Consider the following 20,812-nt stretch of genomic DNA (forward strand, 5'->3'; position numbering starts at 1 on the left):
CATGGCCTGGGCAACAGACACCGCAGCCAACATCACCGACCTCATGGCCCGGTTGCGGGACTTTCTGACTACCAACGCCGCCCTGGTGGCAGCGAACCAGCAGTGGCAGGTGGTGGGTGGTGTGGCCAGTGGACCGATCGCGGCCAACAATTTTGTGTCGCTCAAAGGGCGAGGTCTTGCCGGCGAGGACGAGATCTACCTCTCGCTGGAGGCGTGGATCGTTCCTGCCAGCAACTACTACAACATGCGGATGCGCGGCCACACCGCATACAACCCCGCGATGCCTGGCGTCGACCCGGCCGGCGCCAACTCGAATTACGTCACTCTGCTGGGCGTCAACTCGGCGATTAAATACTGGTTCATCGCCAACGGCCGCTGCTTCAAGGTCATCACGCGCATCAATGGTCGCTATGACGCCATGTACGCGGGTTTCATTCTGCCCGAACACCTGCCTGGGGACTGGAGCTATCCGCTGTTCATCGGTGCCTCCTGCCTTGATAGCAATGCAATGGCGTCCTTGGACACCTACCAGCATTCAAACTTCTGGAATCCAAATGCCTCTGGCCAGAACAACAATTCACTGAGTCAGGCCTACCTCTTTACGCCGGTGCAGGCATGGTTGCCGATTCGCAATCGCTACCAGGACAACGCGTTTACCCGAGCACGCATGACCCTGCCGTGGGCGCCGGGCGTAGTGAACCAGAATGTGCGCAACTGCCTCGACGGCCAGCGCTGGCTGAAACGGGGCCAGCTCATGGGAATTGGTTGGCTCTCCAGCAGTCCCGATCGAGGAAACCGTGTCGATGAAATGCCGGAAGGTGGGCAGTTCTATGGCGACTTCGATGGCGTGTTCTACACGCCAGCCTTTGGAGCAACGGCCGAACAGATCGCCACCGTTGACGGCAAGGATCATCTGCTGGTGCCAAACGTGTATCGCACCGGCGATGGCGAGTACGCCGCATTTGCCCTGGAGTGAGAAATGGCCTACGCAGAATTCAGCAACATTCCGAACCTTCAGACACTGATCGATCTTGTTGTTCAGTTCGCTCAGGCCAATGGCTGGACCGTGGAGCGCAACAGTCTTTCGGGTGCCAACCGCACTGCCACCCTCCGCATTCCAGGGGTATCGGACTACATCCACCTGTTCAACTCGGACCAGCTGTCTTTGCGATCCCGCCTTTCGATTGGTTACGACGGCGGCGCGGCTCCCGCATCGCAACCACTGGTTTCGCCGCGCGACGTATCAACCTATGAACTGGTCGGTGCATTCCCGAGACTGAAGCTGTTCTCCAATGGCTACGCCATCCATGTAGCCATCTCCCAGGCCATCGCCGGCGAGTATCGCCATCACGCTTTCGGCGTCCTGGAGAAGGCGGGTGCCTATACCGGCGGGACTTATGTTGACGGGACGTATTGGGCGCGCACTGGTGGCTACAGTGGGATGGTTTCGTCGAGCGGCAACAATGTCGTCCTGTTCGGTTTTAACACCAGCAACACCGGCTGCGGCCACGTTCGGGCGGATTCGACCGAGGATGGCCGAACCAATAGCTACAACCTGCTGTGCAACTACTTTGGGAGTTCGCTGAATGCTGAAGGCCAGGCAGGCAGCAGTGTCGGCACAATCGCGCAGGCGACCAGCTCTTCGAGCTACGACAGCAACTGGCTTGGGTATGCCCTGGGGGGCGCGGACGAGAACATCTTCTCGGGTCGCAGCATTCTCCACCCCATCCAGTTGAATGTGCGCCGCGCCGGTGCCTCGCCCTACCTGTCGCCGCTGGGGCGCGTATCGGGCCTTCGGGCCTGCTATCTGGAGAAGCTGGAGCCCGAACAGGAGATCACAATTGGTGATGACACCTGGATGGTGTTTCCTTGGCTGCGCAAGCTGGCAATGAGCAGCGTCACCAACGCGCCGCCGGCCAGTGGTAACTATGGCTGGGCGGTGAAGAAGTCCTGATGGCCATTGTTCTTGCCAACCAGCAGAGCACGGGGCCGAACTGGCGCAGCGCCAATCTGGCAACGCCGCGCACCCGCAGACCCCTGCCATTCAACGGGGTGCTCGCCGCGTACAGCCTTCGGGCTGGCCCGACCAGGGAGTCGACCATCATCGAAGCGGATCAGCGGTCGAGCGGGCCTGAACAACGCACCTCGTTCGATGACTGGTATCACCGAATCCACGTCCTGCCGCTGCGCATTGACCTCGGCAACTTGGTGACCAATCAGGTCCGTTACGTTCAGCTTTGGAATGCCTACCTTGCGCCTCAGACGTTGAACTCGGTGGCGCTGGATAATGGTGAAGGCATCGAGCTGGTCGGTCCTGGCTCGCCGCCGCTGGCCTTCGTGCCGCTGCAGCTTCGCCGATGGCAGTTGTCGATCACCACGGAAGGTGCGCCCGTCATCGCGGCCACCCTGTCCTTTGACTTCGTGGCGCTGGGACGGCGCACCGTCACGATTACCGGCAATCGTATGTCGGCGTGGATGCTGCCGCCGGACTGGGAGCGCCCTGTCACCGAAACGCTGGCATGGGCGACGGACGTCCAGCAGTCGGTCGGTGGCGGCGAAGCCCGATTCCCGCTGCGTAGTGCGCCAAGGCGTTCCTGGGAATTCAGCGTGCTGGCCGATCGCCGCGAACGCCAGGTGCTTGAGCAGGCGCTGTTCGACTGGTCGGCGCGCACTTGGGCACTGCCGGTCTGGAACGACGTGTCGTGGCTACAGGCGCGCCTGGCGCTGGGAGTTCAGTCCATCCCGGTGCAGGCGGCCACCCAACGCGACTACCGGCCCGGTGGCCTGGCGATGCTCTGGAAAGACGTGGCCACGTACGAGCTGGTAGAGGTAGCCAGTATCTCCGCCAACAGCCTGCAGCTGGCCCGTCCCACTGCCAATGTCTGGGCGCCTGGCACCCGCGTACTGCCCTGCAGGACGGCGCGTATTGCGGAGACTCCGAGCCTCGAGCGCGTCACCGACCAGGTCATGCGGTCGACCGTGCGCCTGGCTGCGGTGGAGATTTGCGACTGGCCAGCGGTGGCGCCGGCGGCGGCCTATCGCGGTCGACCAGTGTTGGAGCAGCGCCCCGACCTCGACCAGGCGCAGACGGCCGAGTTCGGCAGACAGTTGGTGGTGATTGATGGCGATATCGGCCCGGTGGCCCTCGATGACATCACCGGCAAGGCCTGGCCCCTGCAGTCCCACGCCTGGCAGACCTGGGGGCGCACGGAACAGGCCAACCTGCGCAGCCTGCTGTACTGGCTGCAGGGCCGAGCGGCCGCGCTGTGGGTGCCGTCCTGGGCCGACGACTTGGAGCTGATCGAGCCGGCCCTCACCACGTCCAGCGGCATTGTGGTGGCCTGGGCGGGCGTGGCCCGCTTCGGGCGTGCCCAGGCCGGGCGGCGGCATCTGCGCATCGAACTGTTCAGTGGACAGGTGCTGTACCGCCAGCTGATTGAGGCCACCGAGCTGGATCCGCAGCGGGAGTTCCTGCAGCTGGACGTGCCACACGGGATCGCCTTGCAGCCCAGCGCCATTCGACTGATCAGCTGGATGGTACTGGCACGCCTCAGCTCCGACACCGTGGAGCTATCGCATGAAACCGATGGTGAGGGCGTCGCGCGTTGCCGCGTGTCCTTCGCCGGCGTCGGCGCAGAGGAGAGCGAACCGTGAGCCTGTTCTCCCGACATGTCGAGCTGTATGAGTTTGGGCGCGGTTCCCAGCGCTGGCGTTACACCTCCAGCGATCGAGCCGAGATCTACGATTCGCAGACGTTTTCCCCCGAGGCGATCAAGCGCGGCCGGCTTGGCCAGTCTGCCCAGGAAGCCAGGTCAAACCTGGAGGTGACCGTACCGTTGTCAATATCGCTCGCGTCAGTCCTGCGCCCCTATCCGCCGACTGATCGCATCGTGGTCCGGTGGCGGCGGGTGCGGAAGAGCGACGGCGCGATCCGTGGCACCTGGAATGGCATCCTGAGCGACTTCAGCGAGCGTCAGAACGATTTGCTACTGACCTGCCAGAGCAACGCCGGCGCTGCCGCGACCAACGGACTGCGCCGATGCTGGCAGGGCCAGTGCCCATTCGCTCTCTTCGACGCAGACTGCGGCTTGAACCCGGAGCTGTTCCGAGTCGACGGCGTGTTGTCGGCGGCTTCCGCCCAGACGATCACGTCCAATGCCTTTGCGGCGAAGCCGGACGGCTGGTTCGTGGGCGGCTTCATCAAGTGGGTCCAGGGCACAGCCGTCGAGTACCGCTTCGTGGTTGGCCATGTTGGGCCGACCCTCACGCTGCTGACCGCAACCCCGCTCACCGGTGGCGCGCTGGTGTCCGCCTTCCCAGGCTGTGGCCACGCCCTGCAGATCTGCCACGAGAAGTTCAACAACGCGTTGAACTACGGCGGCCAGCACACCATCCCGCCGAAGAACCCTTTCGGCCCTGACCCCATCTTCTGAGGAGCTTCGCATGTGGGTTCAAATCGTCGTAATGATCGTGGCGCTGATCGTCAGTTACGTGATGCGCCCGAAGCCCACGGTACCCAAGCCTGCGGCCTTGGAGGACTTCAATGTCCCCACCGCCGAGGACGGCCGCGAATGCAGCATGATCTTCGGCACGGTGTGGATTGATGATCCCAATGTCCTGTACTACGGCGATCTGCGTACTACGCCGATCAAGGTCAAAGGCGGCAAGAAGTGATGGAGCGCCCTGTCCTGGTTACCGTCGATCACGCGCGCGCGGCCAAGTTGGGCGAGCAAAGCGGTGTGTTGTGCGCTGCCGGCATCCGTACCTGGATGGATCGGCATGGGCTGGATCTGCGCCGATTCCTGGATGAAGGCCTGCCGGTAGAGCAGTTCGAAGCGCTGGACGACGCATTCGCACACCGCCTGGCCGCGATCGCTCGCGAGGAGGCCAGCCGTGGGTAGTGGCAAGAAGCAGACCGTCGGCTACCGCTACTACATGGGGCTCTACATGGGCGAGTGCCTTGGCCCGGTCGACGCGCTGCGGGAGATCCGCGTGGGCGATCGCAAGGTCTGGGACGGTAGCGCGCAAACGGCGTGGACCCAGATCCTCGGGATGAACATCCCCAGGACTATTCCTGCCACCGGTCCGATCACAGCGTCCCGCTCGATCACCATCCTGGCGCCAGAGATCTTCGGCGGTGACAAGGGCGAAGGCGGCATCGTCGGCACGCTGGAAGTGCGCATGGGTGAACCTACACAGATGCCCAGCACCTACCTGCAGTCGCTGGTGCCCGGCCCGTGGCCAGCCGCACGTGGCCTGTTTACTACGGTTTTCAACGGCCAGGTATCGGCCATGAATCCCTACATCAAGAACTGGACGAAGAAGGTCTCGCGCTGGCGCCAAGGTTGGAAGAAGGGGCTCTGGCAGGTTGACCTGGTGCAGATCGATGAGGGTATGAACCCGGCCCACATCGTCTATCAGGTCCGTACCGAGGGAATGGGCCACCCGATCGACGTGATCAACGATGAGAGCTTCCGCAAGGCGGCGCAGACGCTGAAGAACGAGGGCTTCGGCCTGTGCCTGAAGTGGTCCCGATCGGTCCCTGCAGGCGAGTTCATGGACATGGTCTGCGACCACATTGGTGGCATGCGTATCGAGGATCCGGTGACGGGCTTGACCGAGCTGGTGCTGGTGCGGCCGGACTACGATCCGGCCACCCTGGAGGAAATCGGCCCGGCGAGCATCATCGAGCTGATGGAGTGGCAGCAGCCGATGCTGGAGGGCAGCGTCAATGAAATCACGGTCGTCTATCGGGATATCGCCACCAACAAAGACGCTGCCGTCACCTATCAGAACCTCGCCAGCGTTCAGGCCCAGGGCCGCGTGGTCAGCACTCGGAAGAACTATCCGGGCCTGTGGAACGCTGCGCTCGCGGGGCGAGTGGCGGCGCGCGAAGTAGCCGCCGTGAGCAGCCTGCCGTGCAGGGTCAAGATCCGGGTACGCCAGGATGCCGGTCCCTTTAAGCGCGGGCAGGTGCGCGCCCTGTCGTGGCCACGGCGCGGCGTGGCCCGCATGCCGGTGCGTATCCTGGACGTCGACGACGGCACACAGACCGAAACGGCCGTGGTGCTGACCGTCGTCCAAGACATCGCTGGCATGGCTTCAGCCAGCTACATCCAGCCTTCGGACAGCGCCTGGGTAGAGCCCGATACCAAGCCCAAGCCGGTCGCCGTGCAGCGGCTGCAGGAGGCCAGCTACCGCGACCTAGCCACCACCCTTGGGGCGACGGAGCTGGCCGGTGTGCCGGCCGATGTCGGCTTCCTGACCTCGATAGGCGTGCGGCCGTCGTCGGTGGCATTCGGCTACACGCTGCAGACCCGGCTGGGCGGTGCGGCGTTCGCCGAGGCGGGCGCGGCCGACTTCGCCCCTACCGGCCTGCTGATCACCGCAATGACGGCTACCACGACGGCCATCGCGCTGTCCGCTGGCATCAGCCTGGACATGATCGAGGTCGGCACCGAGGCGCTGATCGATGACGAGCTGGTTCGGGTAGTCTCGATCGATCCCGTGGCGGCGACGCTTACCGTGGCGCGGGGCTGCGTGGACACTGTGCCGGTCCCGCATGCCGTGGGCACGCGGGTGTGGTTCACCGATGAGTATGTTGGTTTCGACGGTCGCGAGTACCTGGCTAACGAATCCCCCCAGGCCAAGCTGATCACCCGCACCAGCCAGGGCCAGCTGAACCCGGATCTGGCCACGGCGATCGCGCTGACGATGCGCCGTCGCCAGATCCGGCCATACCCGCCGGGACGGCTGCGCATCAATGGCGACACCTATCCTGCCGAAGCCTGGGGCACTGGCGGCACCGTGGTGGCTACCTGGGCACATCGCGATCGCCTCCTGCAGGCCGACCAGCTGGTCGACTCCGAGCAGTCCAGCATCGGCCCAGAGCCAGGCACTACCTACACCGCCCGCTGGTACCTGCAGGACGCCCTGGTGCGCACGCAGACGGGCATCACGGCCGCCACCGACAGCTACCTGCCGCCGGTCGGCAGCGGCGGCAAGACCCTGCGGGTTGAGATCGAGGCTGTCCGCGACGGCTTCACCAGCTGGCAGCGCCTGCAGCACACCTTCCTCTACCGCGCCCAACTGGTGACCGAAGCGGGCGACCGCATCGTCACGGAAGCCGGCGACCCGATCATCCTGGAGTAACCCCAATGCCTGACGTCAAACTCTCCCAGCTCGCCGCCGCCAGCGCGGCCTCGGTGGCCGCCGGCGCCGGCCTGTGGACGATGGCTGGCCACATCCTCGGCCTGCGCATGGAGTACGTGGGGCCGGCCTCCATTCGCGTTTCCAGCGGCAGCGCGTGGATTCCGTCGTTGCAGCAGGCCATTGAGGTGCCGGCCGCGCTGACCCTCAGCGGCCTGACGCTGGCGGCCAGTACCTGGTACCACCTGTACCTGTACCTCAACGGCTCAACGCCGGCGATCGAGGCCGTGACGGCGGCACCGGCCACCCCGTACAGCGGGACTGCTCGCGCCAAGACCAGCGACAACACGCGGCGGTACATCGGCAGCTTCCGCACCAACGCCAGTGGTCAGATCCTGAAGTTCGCGCATTCGGGGGGGCAAGTCTCCTACGCTGGAAATGTGAGCCAGCAACTCGTGTTCAACGGAAATCCGGCTGTTCCAACCACTGTGGATCTGTCCGGCTATTGCCCCATCACCAGTCAATCAGCGCAGCTGCTGGTCCTTAATCAATCGCCTGTGAACATGTACGTGGGCTACGCGAATGGCCCCGTGGCTGGCGACAACTCTTGGATCACCTTCTTGCCTGGCAATTCTGCGCAGAAGCTGGATGCGCCGTATCCAGCGACTGGGGACAACCTGCAAGTCTGTTACTCAACAGCTAGCAGCAATGGCTCGCTGGCTTGGGTGGCGGGGTACACGTATGGACGTTAAAGCCATCATGGTCCGTATGTCGCGGAATGGGCTGCTTCGGTCGACCGACTGGACCCAAGGAGAAGACTGCCAGCTGTCGCCTGCAGCAAAGCTGGCATGCGCCGAGTACCGCCAGAAGCTACGCGATCTTCCGGCGCAACCTGACTTCCCGAATGCCCCGTGGCCAACACCGCCGATACTGCCTGAAGGGGCTACCGGGTTGGATCGCGCGCCCCTTCACTCCTGAAACAGGGCGCCAGGCTGGCAGCTGCAACTGCCAGCCTGGCGCCGCAACACAGGTGATCTCAGCACCTGGCATTGGCTGAGGCCCTGCCCCCCGCGCGGGGGAGACAAGCCTCGCCTAGACCCATCGCAGAGGCTGAGAATGAAGACGACCACACTTTTCCCCTGGCCAGGCGGCAAGACCCGCCTGCTTCCCCACCTACTGCCGCTGGTAGCCGAGACCCCTCACCGGACCTACGTCGAAGCATTCGCTGGCGGGGCTGCTCTCCTGTTCGCTAGGGATCCGGCCAGGACCGAGGTGCTTAATGACTGTCACGGCGAGTTGGTGCGCCTATACCGGGTGGTGGCCAACCACCTCGAGGAGTTCGTCCGCCAGTTCAAGTGGGCGCTGACGAGCCGGGAAATGTTCCGCTGGTGCCAGCTCCAGCACCCGGACACCCTTACCGACATCCAGCGAGCTGCGCGCTTCTACTACCTGCAGCGCCTGGCTTGGGGTGGGAAGGCGACTTGCCAGACTCCGGGTTTCGGCCGGGGCGGCAAGGGCCTCAATCTGCTGCGCATCGAAGAGGATCTGAGCGCTGCACACCTCCGGCTCCACAAGGTCACCGTCGAACACCTCGCCTGGCAGCAGTGCATGGCCAAGTACGATGCCGCCGATACCCTGTTCTTCCTGGATCCGCCGTACTGGGAGACCGAGGGATATGGCACGCCCTTTGGGATGGAGCAATACCAGGAGCTGGCGCGTCAGATGGCTGGGCTGCGTGGCTCTGCCATCCTGACGATCAATGACCACCCGGCCATGCGGGAGGTGTTCGGCCAGTTCAGGGACCGGGTGGTGCCAATCCGGTACACGATCGGCCGGCAGGCGGTGCAGCGGCGCGAGCTGATCTACACGACCTGGTAGTCCAACCGGGGCACGGGGCGGTTTCCGCCCCGTGCAATTTCATTCCGGTGGGCGCAACATGGGCGCCCCACCGTTTATCTCACGTGTGGCGGGCGATTTATCGCGCGCCGTTACAATCTCCTTGGGAAAGCGCCCGGGATTGGACGACCCGCTCATCCTAGGTAGACTCACTGGACACATCGCACTTAATAAGCCGGATATGTTGTCCATACGTCCATGAACCTTCCCCTCGACGCCTCCGCACCCGATCGCCTCTCCTCCCTGCTGGAACGCTTCCGGGTGCAGGCCGCGCTGTTCCACAGCGGTCCGCTGTGTGGACGGCAGGTGTTCGAGCCGCAACCCGGGCGCGCGTTCCTGCACATCCTGCGCCGGGGTGAGATGGAGGTGCGCCATCCCGATGGCGATACCGCGCTGCCACGGTTGAAGATCGACACCCCCAGCCTGCTGCTGTACCCGCAGCCGCTGCACCACGTGTTCTTCAATGCCCCACTGGAGGGCCCGGACTTCACCTGCGCGACGCTGGACTTCGATGGCGGCGCGCGCAATCCGATCGTGCAGTCGCTGCCGCCGGTGATGGTGGTGCCGCTGGCCGCGATCACCGAACTGGACGACACCCTGCACCTGCTGTTCACCGAGGCCGACCGCCAGCGCTGCGGGTCACGGCTGCTGACCAACCGCCTGTTCGAGGTGGCGCTGATCCAGATCCTGCGCTGGGTGGTGGACCATCCGGATGCGGCAGGCGTCAGCCATGGGCTGATGCGCGGGCTGTCCGACGCGCGGCTGGCACGCACGCTGGTGGCGATGCACCAGGCGCCGCAGGACGAATGGACGCTGCCACGGATGGCCGCGACCGCCGGCATGTCACGCAGCGCGTTCGCGGCCGTGTTCAAGGACGTGATGCAGGCAACGCCGGCCAGCTATCTGCTCGACTGGCGGCTCAGCCTGGCCTGCGCGCAACTGCGGGCGGGCGTGGCGGTCAAGCAGGTGGCGATCGAGGTGGGGTTTGCCGATACCGCGTCGTTGTCGAAGGCGTTCCGGAAGCGGTTGGGGGCTTCGCCGAGATCGTGGCTGGCAGCGACCGCAGCACAGGTCGGGTAAATGGGTGAGGGGTAGAGTCGACCGCTGGTCGACTATCGCGCGGAGCGCGGGATCTTGTGGCCTGACGGGAAGACAGTCGAGCATGGCTCGACGCTACAGGACAGCCGACCCAGCGGTCGGCTCTACCCGCTAGCGCGATGATCCATCGGGCTTCGCCAGCAGCCCGGCGATGCGCTCGGCCACTTGGGCGCGCACGCTTTCATCCAGCTGGCCTTCGTACATCGCCTCGTAGATCCAGAGACCATCGGCAGCCAGCCGTGCCACGAAATTGTCGAGCGCGGCCGGGTCATTCTGCCCGGTCGACGGCGGCAACGGCGCCCAGCGCCGTACCGCCGGGCCCCACGGGCGCTCATCGGCGTCCGGGTCGGCCGATTCGAGCATGAACATCAGCTCGGCGCGGGTGGCGCTCTGCGCCGAGACGCGCACGAAGGTCTGGTAGCGCTCCAGCGCCGATGCTTCTTCCGCACCCTTGCCCAGCAGCGATTCCATCGACGTCTCCCAGGCCTGCACCAGGTGCTCGTCGATGCCGCGCAGCAGTGCCTCGCGCGACGGGAAGTGGTACAGCAGGCCGCCACGGGTCAGCTGGGCCTCGGCCGCCACCGACTCGAAGGTCACCGCACGCACACCGTCACGATTGATCACGTTGACGGCGGCGTCGAGGATGCGGTCGCGCTTGCTGGTTCTCATCGCCTTATTTTACGCGATCGGCCGCGCCCTCGCGGCTGCCGACGCGGCCACGCAGCAGGCGCGCGATGATCGTCGCGCCGAGCACCAGCATCACCGTGATCACCAGCAGCACGATCTGGTAGCCGCGGTCATACGCGGCCGCAGCCAGTGCGAACCACTCGCCCTGCCCGCTTTCGCGCGCCACGTGCAGCGCCTGGGTGAAGCCTTCGCGGGCAAGCTCGGGCATGTCGGCCGAGGCCGGCAGGAAGGCGCCATACATCGCCGCGCTCAGGCTGCCCAGCATCGCCACCGCCAGCAGGCCACCGAATTCATACGACACCTCTTCGACCGACGAGGCCATGCCCGCACGGTGCGCCGGTACGTTGTTGAGGATGGCAGTGGACGCCACCGAGATGGCCGAGCCCATGCCGAACCCGGTGATGGCCATGCCAGCCACCACCCAACCCAGGCCATGCGGGAAACCGAACGCCACCACGCCGACACCCAGCGCACCTGCGGCCAGGCCGCCGCAGATCAGCGGGCGCAGGCCGACACGGTGCAGGATGCTACCGCCCAGCAGCGCACTCGGCAGGCTGCCCAGCGCCGCCACCGACACCAGCAGACCCGCCTGCAGCGGGGTGAAGCCCGCCACCAGCTGGAAGCGCTGGGTGGTGACCAGCTGCAGGCCAGCCATGGCAAACAGGGTGAACACCGCCGACAGCGTGCCGGCCAGGAACGCCGGATTGCGGAAGATCGCGAAGTCCAGCAGCGGGTACGGCAGCTGCTGCTGGCGGCGCGCGAACGCCGCACCCGCAATAACCGCCAACAGCAGCGCGCCCGCACCCAGGGCATACGACGGCGGCGTAGCGATCAGCGACTTGATCGCCAGCACCAGGCCGGACAGTGCGGCCAGCGCCAGCAGCGAGGACACCATGTCCCAGGGGCGCGACGTGTCGCGCTGGCCTTCCGGCGCCAATAGCAGCGTAGCGACGAAGGCCACCACCACCACCGGTACGTTGATCAGGAACACCGAACCCCACCAGAAGTGCTGCAGCAGCCAGCCACCGATGATCGGGCCGAGACCCGCACCGACGATCGCCACCGAACCCCAGATCGCGATGGCGATGTTGCGCTCGCGCTCTTCGTGGAAGCTCAGGCCGATCAGGGCCAGCGTGGCCGGCATCATCGCCGCCGCACCAACTGCCAGTAACGCACGGGCAGCGATCAGCTGCGCGGCGCTGTCGGCGAATGCCGCTGCCAGCGAGGCGAGGCCGAACACCACCAGGCCGATCAGGAAAATGCGGCGGTGGCCGATGCGGTCGCCCAGCGTGCCGGCACCGAGCAGCAGGCCGGCCATCACCAGCGGGTAGGCGTTGATGATCCACAACGCCTGCCCGGCACTGGCCGAGAGTTCCTCGGTCAGGGTGGGCAGTGCGGTGTAGAGCACGGAGTTGTCGAGCGTGACCAGCAACAGACCAGCGGCGACGGTGAACAACAGCGCCCAGCGACGGGCACGCGACAGGGCCGGAGCACCGGCCAGGGGCTGGGACAAAGCCATGGGAGAACCTGATGGGGTGGAGTACGGCCATAACTATACAGGATGTCCTGTATAGTTATGACCTTCAGGATCCACCGGTTCAGCGTTTGTAGAGCCGGACCTGCTTGGCTGAACCGCCAGCCAGGCATGGCCTGGCTCTACTGGTAAACGCTTATCGGCAGTCGTCCGGCAGCGCGGCAATCGCCGACACCACCGCGCCCTGCATGCCCTGCCCCACGGCCATGTCCAGTTCCCCGCCCGTTCCCCCATGCTGGCGCCGCAGTTCGTCCTCGCACAGCCCACGCACCCGTGCGCGGGCATTGGCGCGCAGGCTGCTGCACCGCCAATCGCTGCCGCCCAGCGGCAACACCGAATACACCACGCTGTTGCAGGCATTCCCTGCGCGTTGCTGCAGCGACAGTCCGCCGAAATCCCGCGGCTCGCTGCTGCGCTGCGGGTCGAAATAGCTGTCCGGGAAAGTGCGCGCGTACTGCTCGATGTCCACGGCCATGCTGCGCCCACCGGCCAACGGCATCTGCAGCGGCTGGCCACACGGCGTCGCGTCCGCCCGATGCTGGATGTACTGGTAGATCGGCCGGTCCAGTGATGGATCCTGCTGGGTCACCGCACTGACCGCCGCCAGCACCGGCAGCGATGCACGATTGGCCATGCGCGCCAGCAGTCCCGCCTGCGCCGGCTGGCAGCGGTCGCGCAGGGTCGCCGCAAGCAGGAACAGCACGTCGTTGCGAAAGGCATGGTCATCGGCCATGCGCTGTTCGATGCGCTGGCGGGCACCGGACGAAGGCGGCGGAAATGCGATGGCGGGTGGCGCGATGGGTGCAGCCTGCCGCTGCCACCACACCAGCAGCGCAACCGCCACCAGCAAGGCTGCTGCAACGATGGTCCAGCGCGCACGCATCAGTTGTGGATCGCCGTCAGCGTTGCCGCTGCGGCATCGTAGGACGCGCTGGCAATGTCCGCATCGAAGCGCTTCACTTGCAGGCGACCGGCCAACCGGTACGGATCCCACAGGTCACCCAGTGCGATCGGCGTGGCCAGGGTCACGTGGATGATCTGGTTCGGTGGCGGCGGCGGCACGTGGATGCACGCACCGTAGAACGGCACGAACAGCAGTTCATCGACCAGGCCTGCATCGTTGGTGCCAAGCGGTACCACGTAGCCATCCAGATCCACCGCGCGACCGTCGACGGCGTCGACGACGCGCGAGGAGCCGAACTGCTTGGCGCGGTCCGGGCTGGAATGGTCGATCTCCTGACCCGGCGGCGTGCCGGAGCCGGTGTCGTCGATCAGCCCGCCCACCCCCTCCATGCCATTGCGTGACAGGCCGATCTGCGGTGGCGGGCGCTGATAGGTCACCTCATCGGGCCGCAGCGCGTCCCAACGGTCGATGGGTGCTTCAGCCGCGACGGGCCCAGCCGCGACGGGCTGTGCCGGCGCGGGGGCCGGTGCAGCAGTGACGGTCGTCGCGTTCCCGCCTGCCTGCGTGCACCCCAGCAAGCCCAGGCAGCACGCCACTCCCATCAGGACATTACGGTTCATACGGCCTCAGCTCCGCATCGCGCATGGTGTAGGCCGAGCCGGCCAGCTCGTCATCCAGCCGTTCGGCGCGCAGGGTGCCGGCCAGGAAGAACGGCGAGTACATGTCCGGCATCGCGATCGGGCGCGGCAGCACCACGTGCACGATCTGGTTCGGCGGCGGTGGCGGCACGTGGATGCAGGCGCCGTAGTACGGCACGAACAGGAATTCGGTCAGGCGCCCGTCCTGCGCGTTGGCCAGTGGTACCACGTAGCCGGGCAGGCGCACCGGACGTTGTAGCACCGTATCCACGGTGCGGAACGTGCCGAACTGCGGCATACGCCGGTTGCCGTTGTGCTCCACCTCCGGGCCCCCGCCCCGCTCCAGCGCGGCCAGCTCATCCTTCGGCATCATCTGCAGCCAATCCAGCTCCTGCTCCGTGGCGTCTGCGGGGCGCTCGCGTTCAACCAGCGGCGATGGCGGCAAGGCCTGCACACCGGTATCCACCGGCCGCTCGCAGGCGGCCAGTGCCAGCACCATCGGCAGCGACAGCAACCAGCGCATGCTCAGCCTCCCGGTGACAGGCCATCGGCCAGCGTGCGCCGGTAGGCCAGCAACGCCGGCACCAGCCCGGCCGCCGTGCTGATCGCCAGCACGCCCGCCACCCACGCCAGTTCGCGGCCATCCGGCCACACATGGGTGATCGACAGACCGAAGGTCGCCAGCGCCCAGCCACGCCCGGCAATGCTGGCGGCCACCAGCAGCGCCAACGCCAGCACGCAGGCCACGGCACTGGTCGCCACCGCTTCCACCACCAGCAGGCCGGCGATGTAACCCGGCCGTGCGCCGGTCGCACGCAGGATCGCCATCTCGCGCCGCCGCTCCTGCAGTGTCGATACCAGCAACGCCACCAGCGAGACCATGCCCAGCAGCACCACCATCGCGCTGATCAGCTGCAGGGCGCGCTCGGCCGTGCCCAGCGACTGCCACAGCTGCTGCAGCGTCACGCCGGGCAGGATGGCCAGCATCGCCTCCTCGGGATACTCATTGATCCTGCGCTGCACCGAGAAGGTGGCGATGCGCGAGTTCAGGCCGAGCATGAACGCGGTGATGCTGGTCGGGGTCAGGTCGAGGTGGCGCGCCTGCTCGGCACTGACGCTCTGGCTGCGCAGCTGCACGCCCGAGCGCCAGTCGACGTGGATAGCCTCGATGGCCGGCAGCGAGACCAGCAGTGACGAATCGACCGGCGTGCCGGTGCGCTGCAGGATGCCGGAGACCCGGAACGGCTTGTCGGCATGCGTGGCGAGCGTGACCGCACCGGTGCCATGGGCGAGCACGATCTCATCGCCGAGACCGACCTCCTGCGCGCGTGCCACCTCGGCACCGATCACCGCGTCGTACAGGTCGTCGAATGCCCGCCCCTGCGCAAACGCCAGCGCATGCCCTGCGCCGTAGCGGTAGTGCTCGAAGTAGCCGCCGCTGGTGCCGACCACGCGGTAGCCGCGCCAGGAATCCCCCAGCGACAGCGGCACCGCCCACTTCACCTGCGGCATCGCGGACAGCGCCTGGTAGGACTGCCAGGACACGTTGTTGGTCGGGTCACCGATATGGAACACCGAGTACAGCAGCAGGTTCACCGGCCCCGAACGCGCGCCCACGATCAGGTCGGTGCCCGACACGGTGCTGGCGAACCCCTCGTGCGCCTGCGTGCGCACGCGTTCGACACCCAGCAACAACACCACGCTGAGGGTGATGACCAGTACGGTCAGGCCCACGCTCAACGCGCGGCTGCGCAGGCTGGCCCAGGCGAGTTCAAGCATGGCCGGCACCTGCCTGGTTGATCTCGGACAGGGCAATCGTGCGATCGAACAGCGGTTGCAGGCTGTCGTCATGGCTGACCACCAGCACCGTGGTGCCGGCCGCCTGGCATTGCGCGGACATCAGCTGCAGGAAGGCGGTCGCCGCTTCGCGGTCGAGCGCTGAGGTGGGCTCATCGGCCAGCAGCAACGCCGGCCGACCGATCAGGGCGCGTGCTGCCGCCACGCGTTGTTGCTGGCCAACACTGAGCGTACCCGCGCGCCGCTGCATCAGCGCCGGATCCAGCTGCAGGGCGCGCAGCAGGCGCACGATCTCGGCATCCACCGAACCACTGATGCGTTCGCTACGCAGGCGCGAGAAGCGCAGGCCCAGCGCAATGTTGTCGCGCACGCTGAGGAACGGCAGCAGGTTGAACTGCTGGAAGATCACGCCCAGATGATCGGCACGGAACCGATCCCGTGCGGCCCCGCGCATTGCCTGCAGCCCGTGGCCGGCGACCTCGACGCTGCCCCTGCCGGGCAGTAGCACCCCCGCCAGCAGCCCCAGCAGTGTGCTCTTGCCACCGCCACTGATCCCGCGCAGCAGCACACTGCTGCCCTGCTCGATCCACAGCCGCGGCACGTCCAGCACCAGCCGCCGGCCATAGCCGAACTGCACATCATCCAGCGCAATCACCGGTCGCATGCTCACGGTGCCAGCACCACGCGCAGGTTGCCCGGGGTCAGCACGCTGCGGCTCTGGCCATGGGGGGTTGCGCTGTTGACGATCACCTCGTGCAGGCCCGGGAACAGCGCAGGCAGGCGCACGACGATGGCCCGCAGCTCGGCCGGCTTGGCGCAGTGGTACTGCAGCGTTGCGCTGAATCCCGCATGCCGATGCTGTCCTGCCGGCGGCGGCGTGGCCGTCGCATCGAAACCTTCCGCCTTGGCATCGCTGCTGGAAAGGCGGCAGTCCGCAGCGGTGGGCAGGGTGACCCAGCGACCGTCCTTCAGCAGCGCAACCGCACGCGCCAATGCCGCCTGCTCGGTCGCATTGACCGGCGGCCGTTCGAAATCAAGGATGCCGATACCGGGTGCCTGCAGGGCGAATTCCAGCGTCTGCTGGTCGAGCGCAAGATCAACGGTGGCCTGGCCGTGTACGTGCGCACCCAGCTGGCGGACATCATGGGCCTGTGCGGCGCTGGCAGCCAGCAGCAGGAAAAGAGCAGCAGAACACTTCATGGGGGAGGCTCCAATTGTTACTATGTAACATTATGGACCACATCCCCACGACGCCCGCAAGGGCCCTGGCCCAGCCGCCAACTTCGGCACGCTGGCATCCCCGCGTTGATCTGGCCGGCGCCTGGCTGTCCCTGGCCTGCGCCGCCCACTGCATCGCCCTGCCCCTGCTGCTCGCCTTCGTGCCGGCGGCGATGATGGCGCTGCGTTCGTTCCAGCACCCCGGCCATGGCGCGATGACGGTGCTGCTGGTGATGTCGCGCTGGGAATGGCTGTTCGCGCTGCTGGCCTCATCGCTGGCATTGGCCAGTACCACGGCCGGATTGCACCGGCATGGTCACTGGCGATCCCTGCAGTTGGCCTGCGCCGGCGCCATCCTGTTGTTGTCCGCCTCGCTGTACCTGCCGTTGAAGGAATCGCTGCTCTGGCACGGCGTGGCGACGGCCAGCGGTGGCGTGCTGCTGGCGTGCGCACACATCGGCAACCGGCGCGCGCTGCACAACCGCCGGTAGTGCCGGCCAGCGGCCGGCGGGAAGCCCCCATCCACGCATGGCGTGGATCTACTGAAACATTCACGCAGCCAACGGTAGTGCCGGCCGCTGGCCGGCATCCGCGGTGATCCGGCGGACAGGGCATGCCGGCTCTACCCACCCTCACTCGTCGAACGGGCGCTGCCCCAGCGTCTGCGTCACGTGGTCGACGAAGCAGGTAATGCGCGCAGCCAGCGCGGTGTTGCGGTAGTACACCGCGTTGATCGGCTGCCGCACGTCCTGCGTCTGCCTGGCGAACAGCTGCACCAGTCGGCCCTCACGCCGGTCCTGTCGGGTCAGGAAATCGGACAGGCAGGCGATGCCCAGCCCGGCCACCGCCATCTGCCGCAGCGTCTCGCCGCTGGACGAAGCGATTGCCGGCTCGATCACGAACGGCCCACCATCGTCATCGAGCAGCGGCCACTCGTTCAATGAACTGGGCTGGGTGAAGCCGAGCAGGTCATGCGTGCGCAGCTGCTCCACGCGCGTCGGCGTGCCGTGCCGGCGCAGGTACTCGGGGCTGGCCACCACGCGGATGCGGCTGTGGCCGATCGGCCGTGCATGCAGGGTGGAATCGCGCAGCACGCCGATGCGGAACGCCACGTCGGTGCGTTTCTCGATCAGGTCGGTGATGCCCTCATTGGAATTCAGCTCCAGCTCCACCTGCGGGTAGCGCGCGCGGAAGCCTTCCAGCAGCGGCACGATCACGTGCAGCATGAACGGCGTGGCCGCGTCCACGCGCAGGCGCCCGACCGGTTGCAGGCGTCGCGCAGCCATCTGCTCCTCGGCCTCGTCGACCGTGGCCAGGATCGTGCGCGCGTACTCCAGGAACGCTGCACCTTCCTCGGTCAGTTCCAGCCGCCGCGTGGTCCGCCGCAGCAGCGTGGTCTGCAGCTTGTCCTCCAGCCGCGCCAGGGTGCGGCTGGTGGCCGAGATGGTCAGCTCCAGCCCTTCGGCCGCTGCGGTGATCGAGCCACTGTCGACCACCGCAACGAAGGCCTTCAGCTCATCCAGGGTGGTTTTCATTGTTTACCTCGGCGCAAAAGAATTTCCCGTATACACAGCTTAATCAACAAATGTAAAGCGCCCACACTTCGCCCTGTCCCGAGCCCACCGGCTCTCAACGAAGTCCCTGGAGTCCACCATGAGCGTTCCTTCCTTTGGCGTCGGCACTTTCCGCCTGACCGGCCAGACCGTCATCGACTCGGTACGCAACGCCCTCGAGGTCGGCTACCGTGCGATCGACACCGCGCAGATCTACGGCAACGAAGCCGAGGTCGGCCAGGCCATCGCCGAATCCGGCGTGCCGCGCGACCAGCTGTTCCTGACCACCAAGATCTGGGTGGACAATTACGCCGCCGACAAACTGATCCCGAGCCTGCGCGACAGCCTGGCCAAGCTGCGCACCGATCATGTGGACCTGCTGCTGATCCACTGGCCGGCGCCGGGCAATGGCGTTGAACTGCGCGAGTACATGACCGCGCTGGCCGAAGCCAAGCAGCTGGGCCTGACCCGCCAGATCGGTGTGTCCAACTTCAACATTGCGCTGACCCGGCAGGCCATCGAGGTGGTCGGCGCCGGCGAGATCACCACCAACCAGATCGAACTGAGCCCCTACCTGCAGAACCCGGCGCTGACCGCTTTCCTGCAGGACCAGGGCATCGCCGTCACCTCCTACATGACCCTGGCCTACGGCAAGGTGCTGAAGGACCCGGTGCTGGCCGCCATCGCCGACAAGCACCACGCCACCGTGGCCCAGGTCGCGCTGGCGTGGGCGCTGCAGCGCGGTTACTCGGTCATTCCGTCGTCGACCAAGCGCGAGAACCTGGCCAGCAACCTGCTCGCCCAGGACCTGCGCCTGGATGCCGATGACATGGCCGCGATCGCTGCGCTTGAGCGCAACGGCCGCGAAGTCGATCCGCCCGGCCTGGCACCGGCCTGGGACTGAGCGGCGCGTGACCCCGTATCGGCATGCGACGCGCTGGCCAACATGACAGATCGGTAATGTACGGGTCAGGGCAGCGAAAGGCGCCGCCCTCCACCCTGAGGGCCACTTCCCTGCCGGTGCCTGCGCATGACCCGTTCCCTGTTCCGCCCCGCGTCGCTCATCCTTCTGCTGTCCAGCCTCGCGGTTGCACCGCTGGCCCTGGCCCATCCCAGCCTGGTGCGCTCGACGCCGGCCGCCGACGCCAGCGTGGCTCCGGCCAGCCAGATCGAGCTGCAGTTCAGTGAAAAGGTGATGCCGCGCGCCACCCGCATCGAACTGAGCATGGACCATGGCCGCATGAAGATGGCCATGCCCACCACCGCGCAGGACATCTCCGAAGACGGGCACACCCTGCGTGCCCGCTTCGCCAAGCCGCTGCCGGCAGGCAGTTACGCACTGCAGTGGCGCGCGGTCGGCCAGGACAGCCATCCGATCACCGGCAGCTACCGCTTCACCGTGAAGTAGGGCGGCGGTCGTGGCCGAGCTCTCGCCGTACGCGCTGCGGCTGGCGTTGTACCTGGTGCTGATGCTGCTGTTCGGGCGGATCCTGTTCGCCCGGCCTGCGCTGCCCCGTCCCATCCTGTTGGCACTCGTCCTGATCGCGTTGCTGGTGGGGGTCACCGATGCCGTGACCCGGTTGTCCAGCGTGCTCGGTCTGTCGCCGGCCGACATCGACCTCGACATGGCGCGCTGGTTCCTTACCGGTACGCCGGTGGGTGAAGCGGGCCTGCTGCGCCTCCTGGCGCTACTGGCGATGCTGCCGCTGCTGGCATTCGCCGCGCCGCTGCGGGGCCTGCGCCGTGTAGCCCTGCTGGTGCTTTCCGGCACGGCCCTGGCCAGCCTGTCCTGGAATGGGCATGCCGCTGCGGGCGATGGGTTAGCCGGTACCTTGCGACTGGTGGCCGGCGTCGTGCATCTGCTGGCCGCCGGTGCTTGGGTCGGCGCAATCGCCGCCATCCTGCAGCTGGCGCTGCGTCCGCAGGGCCTGCGCCTGCGCGAACGCACCCATGAACTGTGGCAGGCCGCGCACCGCTTCGCCCTGCCCGGCACGATCATCGTCGCCACGCTGGCGATGACCGGCACCTATACCTATGTCGATCTCGGCGGCTCCCTGCAGACCCTGACCGGCACCGCGCATGGACGATGGTTGCTGATCAAGCTGGCGCTGGTGGGTGGCATGCTGGGGCTGGCGGCACTGCATCGCTGGCGGCTGGTGCCGGCGCTGGCCACCTCCATCCGCGGCGGCTGGCAACCGCGGCCGCTGCGCTCGCTGCGCCACAGCCTGGCCTGCGAGTCGGTGCTGGCGCTGCTGGTGCTGGCCTGCGTGGCGGTACTCGGCACATTGGATCCCCTGACATGAGCCTGCGCAGCCGGCCTGCACGCAAGCTGCGATGA

The 20,812-nt window shown here is 66.5% G+C and carries 24 protein-coding genes; 15 read left to right on the forward strand and 9 right to left on the reverse strand.

The genetic code is table 11. The annotated features are described in order from the left end of the window. Nucleotide 1: 1 nt before the first annotated feature. From ACZK1G_RS12425 to ACZK1G_RS12475, 11 genes are all read left to right on the forward strand, one after another. Nucleotides 2-976 (forward strand): hypothetical protein, encoded by a 975-nt coding sequence (locus ACZK1G_RS12425; RefSeq protein WP_478447537.1) that lies wholly within the window; start codon nucleotides 2-4, stop codon nucleotides 974-976. 3 nt (nucleotides 977-979) lie between these two features. Continuing rightward, on the forward strand, nucleotides 980-1,954 hold the full coding sequence (locus ACZK1G_RS12430) for a hypothetical protein (protein WP_478447539.1): 975 nt from the start codon (nucleotides 980-982) through the stop codon (nucleotides 1,952-1,954). Beyond that, nucleotides 1,954-3,654: a hypothetical protein gene (locus ACZK1G_RS12435; RefSeq protein ID WP_478447540.1), complete on the forward strand. Its 1,701-nt coding sequence runs from the start codon at nucleotides 1,954-1,956 to the stop codon at nucleotides 3,652-3,654. The genes ACZK1G_RS12430 and ACZK1G_RS12435 overlap by 1 nt, the downstream gene beginning before the upstream one ends. Continuing rightward, nucleotides 3,651-4,433, forward strand: a complete 783-nt coding sequence (locus ACZK1G_RS12440) for a phage BR0599 family protein (protein ID WP_478447542.1) — start codon at nucleotides 3,651-3,653, stop codon at nucleotides 4,431-4,433. Before ACZK1G_RS12435 ends, ACZK1G_RS12440 begins: the two co-directional genes overlap by 4 nt. A gap of 10 nt (nucleotides 4,434-4,443) precedes the next feature. Beyond that, on the forward strand, nucleotides 4,444-4,674 hold the full coding sequence (locus ACZK1G_RS12445; RefSeq protein WP_049440510.1) for a hypothetical protein: 231 nt from the start codon (nucleotides 4,444-4,446) through the stop codon (nucleotides 4,672-4,674). Beyond that, nucleotides 4,674-4,901 carry a hypothetical protein gene (locus tag ACZK1G_RS12450; RefSeq protein WP_478447544.1) on the forward strand — a complete coding sequence of 76 codons (228 nt, stop codon included), beginning with the start codon at nucleotides 4,674-4,676 and terminating at the stop codon, nucleotides 4,899-4,901. The genes ACZK1G_RS12445 and ACZK1G_RS12450 overlap by 1 nt, the downstream gene beginning before the upstream one ends. Next, entirely contained in the window at nucleotides 4,894-7,152 is a 2,259-nt protein-coding gene (locus ACZK1G_RS12455) for a hypothetical protein (RefSeq protein WP_478447546.1), read from the forward strand. Before ACZK1G_RS12450 ends, ACZK1G_RS12455 begins: the two co-directional genes overlap by 8 nt. 5 nt (nucleotides 7,153-7,157) lie before the next feature. Next, nucleotides 7,158-7,901, forward strand: a complete 744-nt coding sequence (locus tag ACZK1G_RS12460) for a hypothetical protein (protein ID WP_478447547.1) — start codon at nucleotides 7,158-7,160, stop codon at nucleotides 7,899-7,901. Between the two features lie 16 nt (nucleotides 7,902-7,917). Continuing rightward, the gene (locus ACZK1G_RS12465) at nucleotides 7,918-8,127 is read left to right on the forward strand and encodes a phage tail assembly chaperone (protein WP_478448392.1); all 210 of its coding nucleotides are present in this window, start codon (nucleotides 7,918-7,920) and stop codon (nucleotides 8,125-8,127) included. Between the two features lie 138 nt (nucleotides 8,128-8,265). Beyond that, on the forward strand, nucleotides 8,266-9,027 hold the full coding sequence (locus ACZK1G_RS12470) for a DNA adenine methylase (RefSeq protein ID WP_478447548.1): 762 nt from the start codon (nucleotides 8,266-8,268) through the stop codon (nucleotides 9,025-9,027). Nucleotides 9,028-9,243: 216 nt separating this feature from the next. Beyond that, complete coding sequence (locus ACZK1G_RS12475) at nucleotides 9,244-10,125, forward strand: AraC family transcriptional regulator (protein ID WP_049444980.1); 882 nt, start codon at nucleotides 9,244-9,246, stop codon at nucleotides 10,123-10,125. Between the two features lie 129 nt (nucleotides 10,126-10,254). Here ACZK1G_RS12475 and ACZK1G_RS12480 read toward each other — a convergent pair whose 3' ends face one another. From ACZK1G_RS12480 to ACZK1G_RS12515, 8 genes are all read right to left on the reverse strand, one after another. Continuing rightward, entirely contained in the window at nucleotides 10,255-10,812 is a 558-nt protein-coding gene (locus ACZK1G_RS12480) for a TetR/AcrR family transcriptional regulator (protein ID WP_049444977.1), read from the reverse strand. Between the two features lie 4 nt (nucleotides 10,813-10,816). Continuing rightward, entirely contained in the window at nucleotides 10,817-12,349 is a 1,533-nt protein-coding gene (locus tag ACZK1G_RS12485; protein WP_101765560.1) for an MFS transporter, read from the reverse strand. A gap of 151 nt (nucleotides 12,350-12,500) precedes the next feature. Further along, nucleotides 12,501-13,247, reverse strand: a complete 747-nt coding sequence (locus ACZK1G_RS12490) for a hypothetical protein (RefSeq protein WP_049444973.1) — start codon at nucleotides 13,245-13,247, stop codon at nucleotides 12,501-12,503. Continuing rightward, the gene (locus tag ACZK1G_RS12495) at nucleotides 13,247-13,888 is read right to left on the reverse strand and encodes a DUF3299 domain-containing protein (RefSeq protein ID WP_049444971.1); all 642 of its coding nucleotides are present in this window, start codon (nucleotides 13,886-13,888) and stop codon (nucleotides 13,247-13,249) included. The genes ACZK1G_RS12490 and ACZK1G_RS12495 overlap by 1 nt, the downstream gene beginning before the upstream one ends. After that, entirely contained in the window at nucleotides 13,878-14,429 is a 552-nt protein-coding gene (locus tag ACZK1G_RS12500; protein ID WP_049444969.1) for a DUF3299 domain-containing protein, read from the reverse strand. Before ACZK1G_RS12500 ends, ACZK1G_RS12495 begins: the two co-directional genes overlap by 11 nt. Nucleotides 14,430-14,431: 2 nt before the next feature. Beyond that, a complete protein-coding gene (locus ACZK1G_RS12505; protein WP_049444967.1) occupies nucleotides 14,432-15,685 on the reverse strand; it encodes an ABC transporter permease in 1,254 nt (417 codons plus the stop codon). Continuing rightward, on the reverse strand, nucleotides 15,678-16,373 hold the full coding sequence (locus ACZK1G_RS12510; RefSeq protein ID WP_049444965.1) for an ATP-binding cassette domain-containing protein: 696 nt from the start codon (nucleotides 16,371-16,373) through the stop codon (nucleotides 15,678-15,680). Before ACZK1G_RS12510 ends, ACZK1G_RS12505 begins: the two co-directional genes overlap by 8 nt. Then, nucleotides 16,370-16,903 (reverse strand): ZrgA family zinc uptake protein, encoded by a 534-nt coding sequence (locus ACZK1G_RS12515; protein ID WP_049444963.1) that lies wholly within the window; start codon nucleotides 16,901-16,903, stop codon nucleotides 16,370-16,372. The genes ACZK1G_RS12510 and ACZK1G_RS12515 overlap by 4 nt, the downstream gene beginning before the upstream one ends. 32 nt (nucleotides 16,904-16,935) lie before the next feature. Between ACZK1G_RS12515 and ACZK1G_RS12520 the strand changes: the two genes are divergently transcribed. Beyond that, a complete protein-coding gene (locus ACZK1G_RS12520; protein WP_014037359.1) occupies nucleotides 16,936-17,412 on the forward strand; it encodes a MerC domain-containing protein in 477 nt (158 codons plus the stop codon). Between the two features lie 141 nt (nucleotides 17,413-17,553). Here ACZK1G_RS12520 and ACZK1G_RS12525 read toward each other — a convergent pair whose 3' ends face one another. Continuing rightward, nucleotides 17,554-18,456 carry a LysR family transcriptional regulator gene (locus ACZK1G_RS12525; RefSeq protein WP_014037360.1) on the reverse strand — a complete coding sequence of 301 codons (903 nt, stop codon included), beginning with the start codon at nucleotides 18,454-18,456 and terminating at the stop codon, nucleotides 17,554-17,556. Between the two features lie 118 nt (nucleotides 18,457-18,574). Between ACZK1G_RS12525 and dkgB the strand changes: the two genes are divergently transcribed. The 3 genes from dkgB to copD all read left to right on the forward strand — a co-directional run bounded on the left by dkgB (nucleotide 18,575) and on the right by copD (nucleotide 20,777). Further along, on the forward strand, nucleotides 18,575-19,378 hold the full coding sequence (dkgB, locus tag ACZK1G_RS12530) for a 2,5-didehydrogluconate reductase DkgB (RefSeq protein WP_049444956.1): 804 nt from the start codon (nucleotides 18,575-18,577) through the stop codon (nucleotides 19,376-19,378). Between the two features lie 126 nt (nucleotides 19,379-19,504). After that, on the forward strand, nucleotides 19,505-19,882 hold the full coding sequence (gene copC, locus ACZK1G_RS12535; RefSeq protein ID WP_049444953.1) for a copper homeostasis periplasmic binding protein CopC: 378 nt from the start codon (nucleotides 19,505-19,507) through the stop codon (nucleotides 19,880-19,882). Between the two features lie 10 nt (nucleotides 19,883-19,892). Then, on the forward strand, nucleotides 19,893-20,777 hold the full coding sequence (gene copD, locus ACZK1G_RS12540) for a copper homeostasis membrane protein CopD (protein WP_049444952.1): 885 nt from the start codon (nucleotides 19,893-19,895) through the stop codon (nucleotides 20,775-20,777). The last annotated feature ends 35 nt before the right edge of the window (nucleotides 20,778-20,812 follow it).

Source organism: Stenotrophomonas sp. 109824_Sma (genome assembly GCF_056480025.1).

What these genes read in the sequence shown, in the direction of transcription:
- ACZK1G_RS12525 (WP_014037360.1), bottom strand. Translation starts at nt 18,456, where the DNA reads ATGAAAACCACCCTGGATGAGCTGAAGGCCTTCGTTGCGGTGGTCGAC.
- ACZK1G_RS12470 (WP_478447548.1), top strand. Translation starts at nt 8,266, where the DNA reads ATGAAGACGACCACACTTTTCCCCTGGCCAGGCGGCAAGACCCGCCTG.
- ACZK1G_RS12445 (WP_049440510.1), top strand. Translation starts at nt 4,444, where the DNA reads ATGTGGGTTCAAATCGTCGTAATGATCGTGGCGCTGATCGTCAGTTAC.
- ACZK1G_RS12490 (WP_049444973.1), bottom strand. Translation starts at nt 13,247, where the DNA reads ATGCGTGCGCGCTGGACCATCGTTGCAGCAGCCTTGCTGGTGGCGGTT.
- ACZK1G_RS12465 (WP_478448392.1), top strand. Translation starts at nt 7,918, where the DNA reads ATGTCGCGGAATGGGCTGCTTCGGTCGACCGACTGGACCCAAGGAGAA.
- ACZK1G_RS12430 (WP_478447539.1), top strand. Translation starts at nt 980, where the DNA reads ATGGCCTACGCAGAATTCAGCAACATTCCGAACCTTCAGACACTGATC.
- ACZK1G_RS12450 (WP_478447544.1), top strand. Translation starts at nt 4,674, where the DNA reads ATGGAGCGCCCTGTCCTGGTTACCGTCGATCACGCGCGCGCGGCCAAG.
- ACZK1G_RS12425 (WP_478447537.1), top strand. Translation starts at nt 2, where the DNA reads ATGGCCTGGGCAACAGACACCGCAGCCAACATCACCGACCTCATGGCC.
- ACZK1G_RS12500 (WP_049444969.1), bottom strand. Translation starts at nt 14,429, where the DNA reads ATGCGCTGGTTGCTGTCGCTGCCGATGGTGCTGGCACTGGCCGCCTGC.
- copC (WP_049444953.1), top strand. Translation starts at nt 19,505, where the DNA reads ATGACCCGTTCCCTGTTCCGCCCCGCGTCGCTCATCCTTCTGCTGTCC.
- ACZK1G_RS12480 (WP_049444977.1), bottom strand. Translation starts at nt 10,812, where the DNA reads ATGAGAACCAGCAAGCGCGACCGCATCCTCGACGCCGCCGTCAACGTG.
- ACZK1G_RS12435 (WP_478447540.1), top strand. Translation starts at nt 1,954, where the DNA reads ATGGCCATTGTTCTTGCCAACCAGCAGAGCACGGGGCCGAACTGGCGC.
- ACZK1G_RS12475 (WP_049444980.1), top strand. Translation starts at nt 9,244, where the DNA reads ATGAACCTTCCCCTCGACGCCTCCGCACCCGATCGCCTCTCCTCCCTG.
- ACZK1G_RS12485 (WP_101765560.1), bottom strand. Translation starts at nt 12,349, where the DNA reads ATGGCTTTGTCCCAGCCCCTGGCCGGTGCTCCGGCCCTGTCGCGTGCC.
- ACZK1G_RS12495 (WP_049444971.1), bottom strand. Translation starts at nt 13,888, where the DNA reads ATGAACCGTAATGTCCTGATGGGAGTGGCGTGCTGCCTGGGCTTGCTG.
- ACZK1G_RS12460 (WP_478447547.1), top strand. Translation starts at nt 7,158, where the DNA reads ATGCCTGACGTCAAACTCTCCCAGCTCGCCGCCGCCAGCGCGGCCTCG.
- dkgB (WP_049444956.1), top strand. Translation starts at nt 18,575, where the DNA reads ATGAGCGTTCCTTCCTTTGGCGTCGGCACTTTCCGCCTGACCGGCCAG.
- ACZK1G_RS12515 (WP_049444963.1), bottom strand. Translation starts at nt 16,903, where the DNA reads ATGAAGTGTTCTGCTGCTCTTTTCCTGCTGCTGGCTGCCAGCGCCGCA.
- ACZK1G_RS12505 (WP_049444967.1), bottom strand. Translation starts at nt 15,685, where the DNA reads ATGCTTGAACTCGCCTGGGCCAGCCTGCGCAGCCGCGCGTTGAGCGTG.
- ACZK1G_RS12520 (WP_014037359.1), top strand. Translation starts at nt 16,936, where the DNA reads ATGGACCACATCCCCACGACGCCCGCAAGGGCCCTGGCCCAGCCGCCA.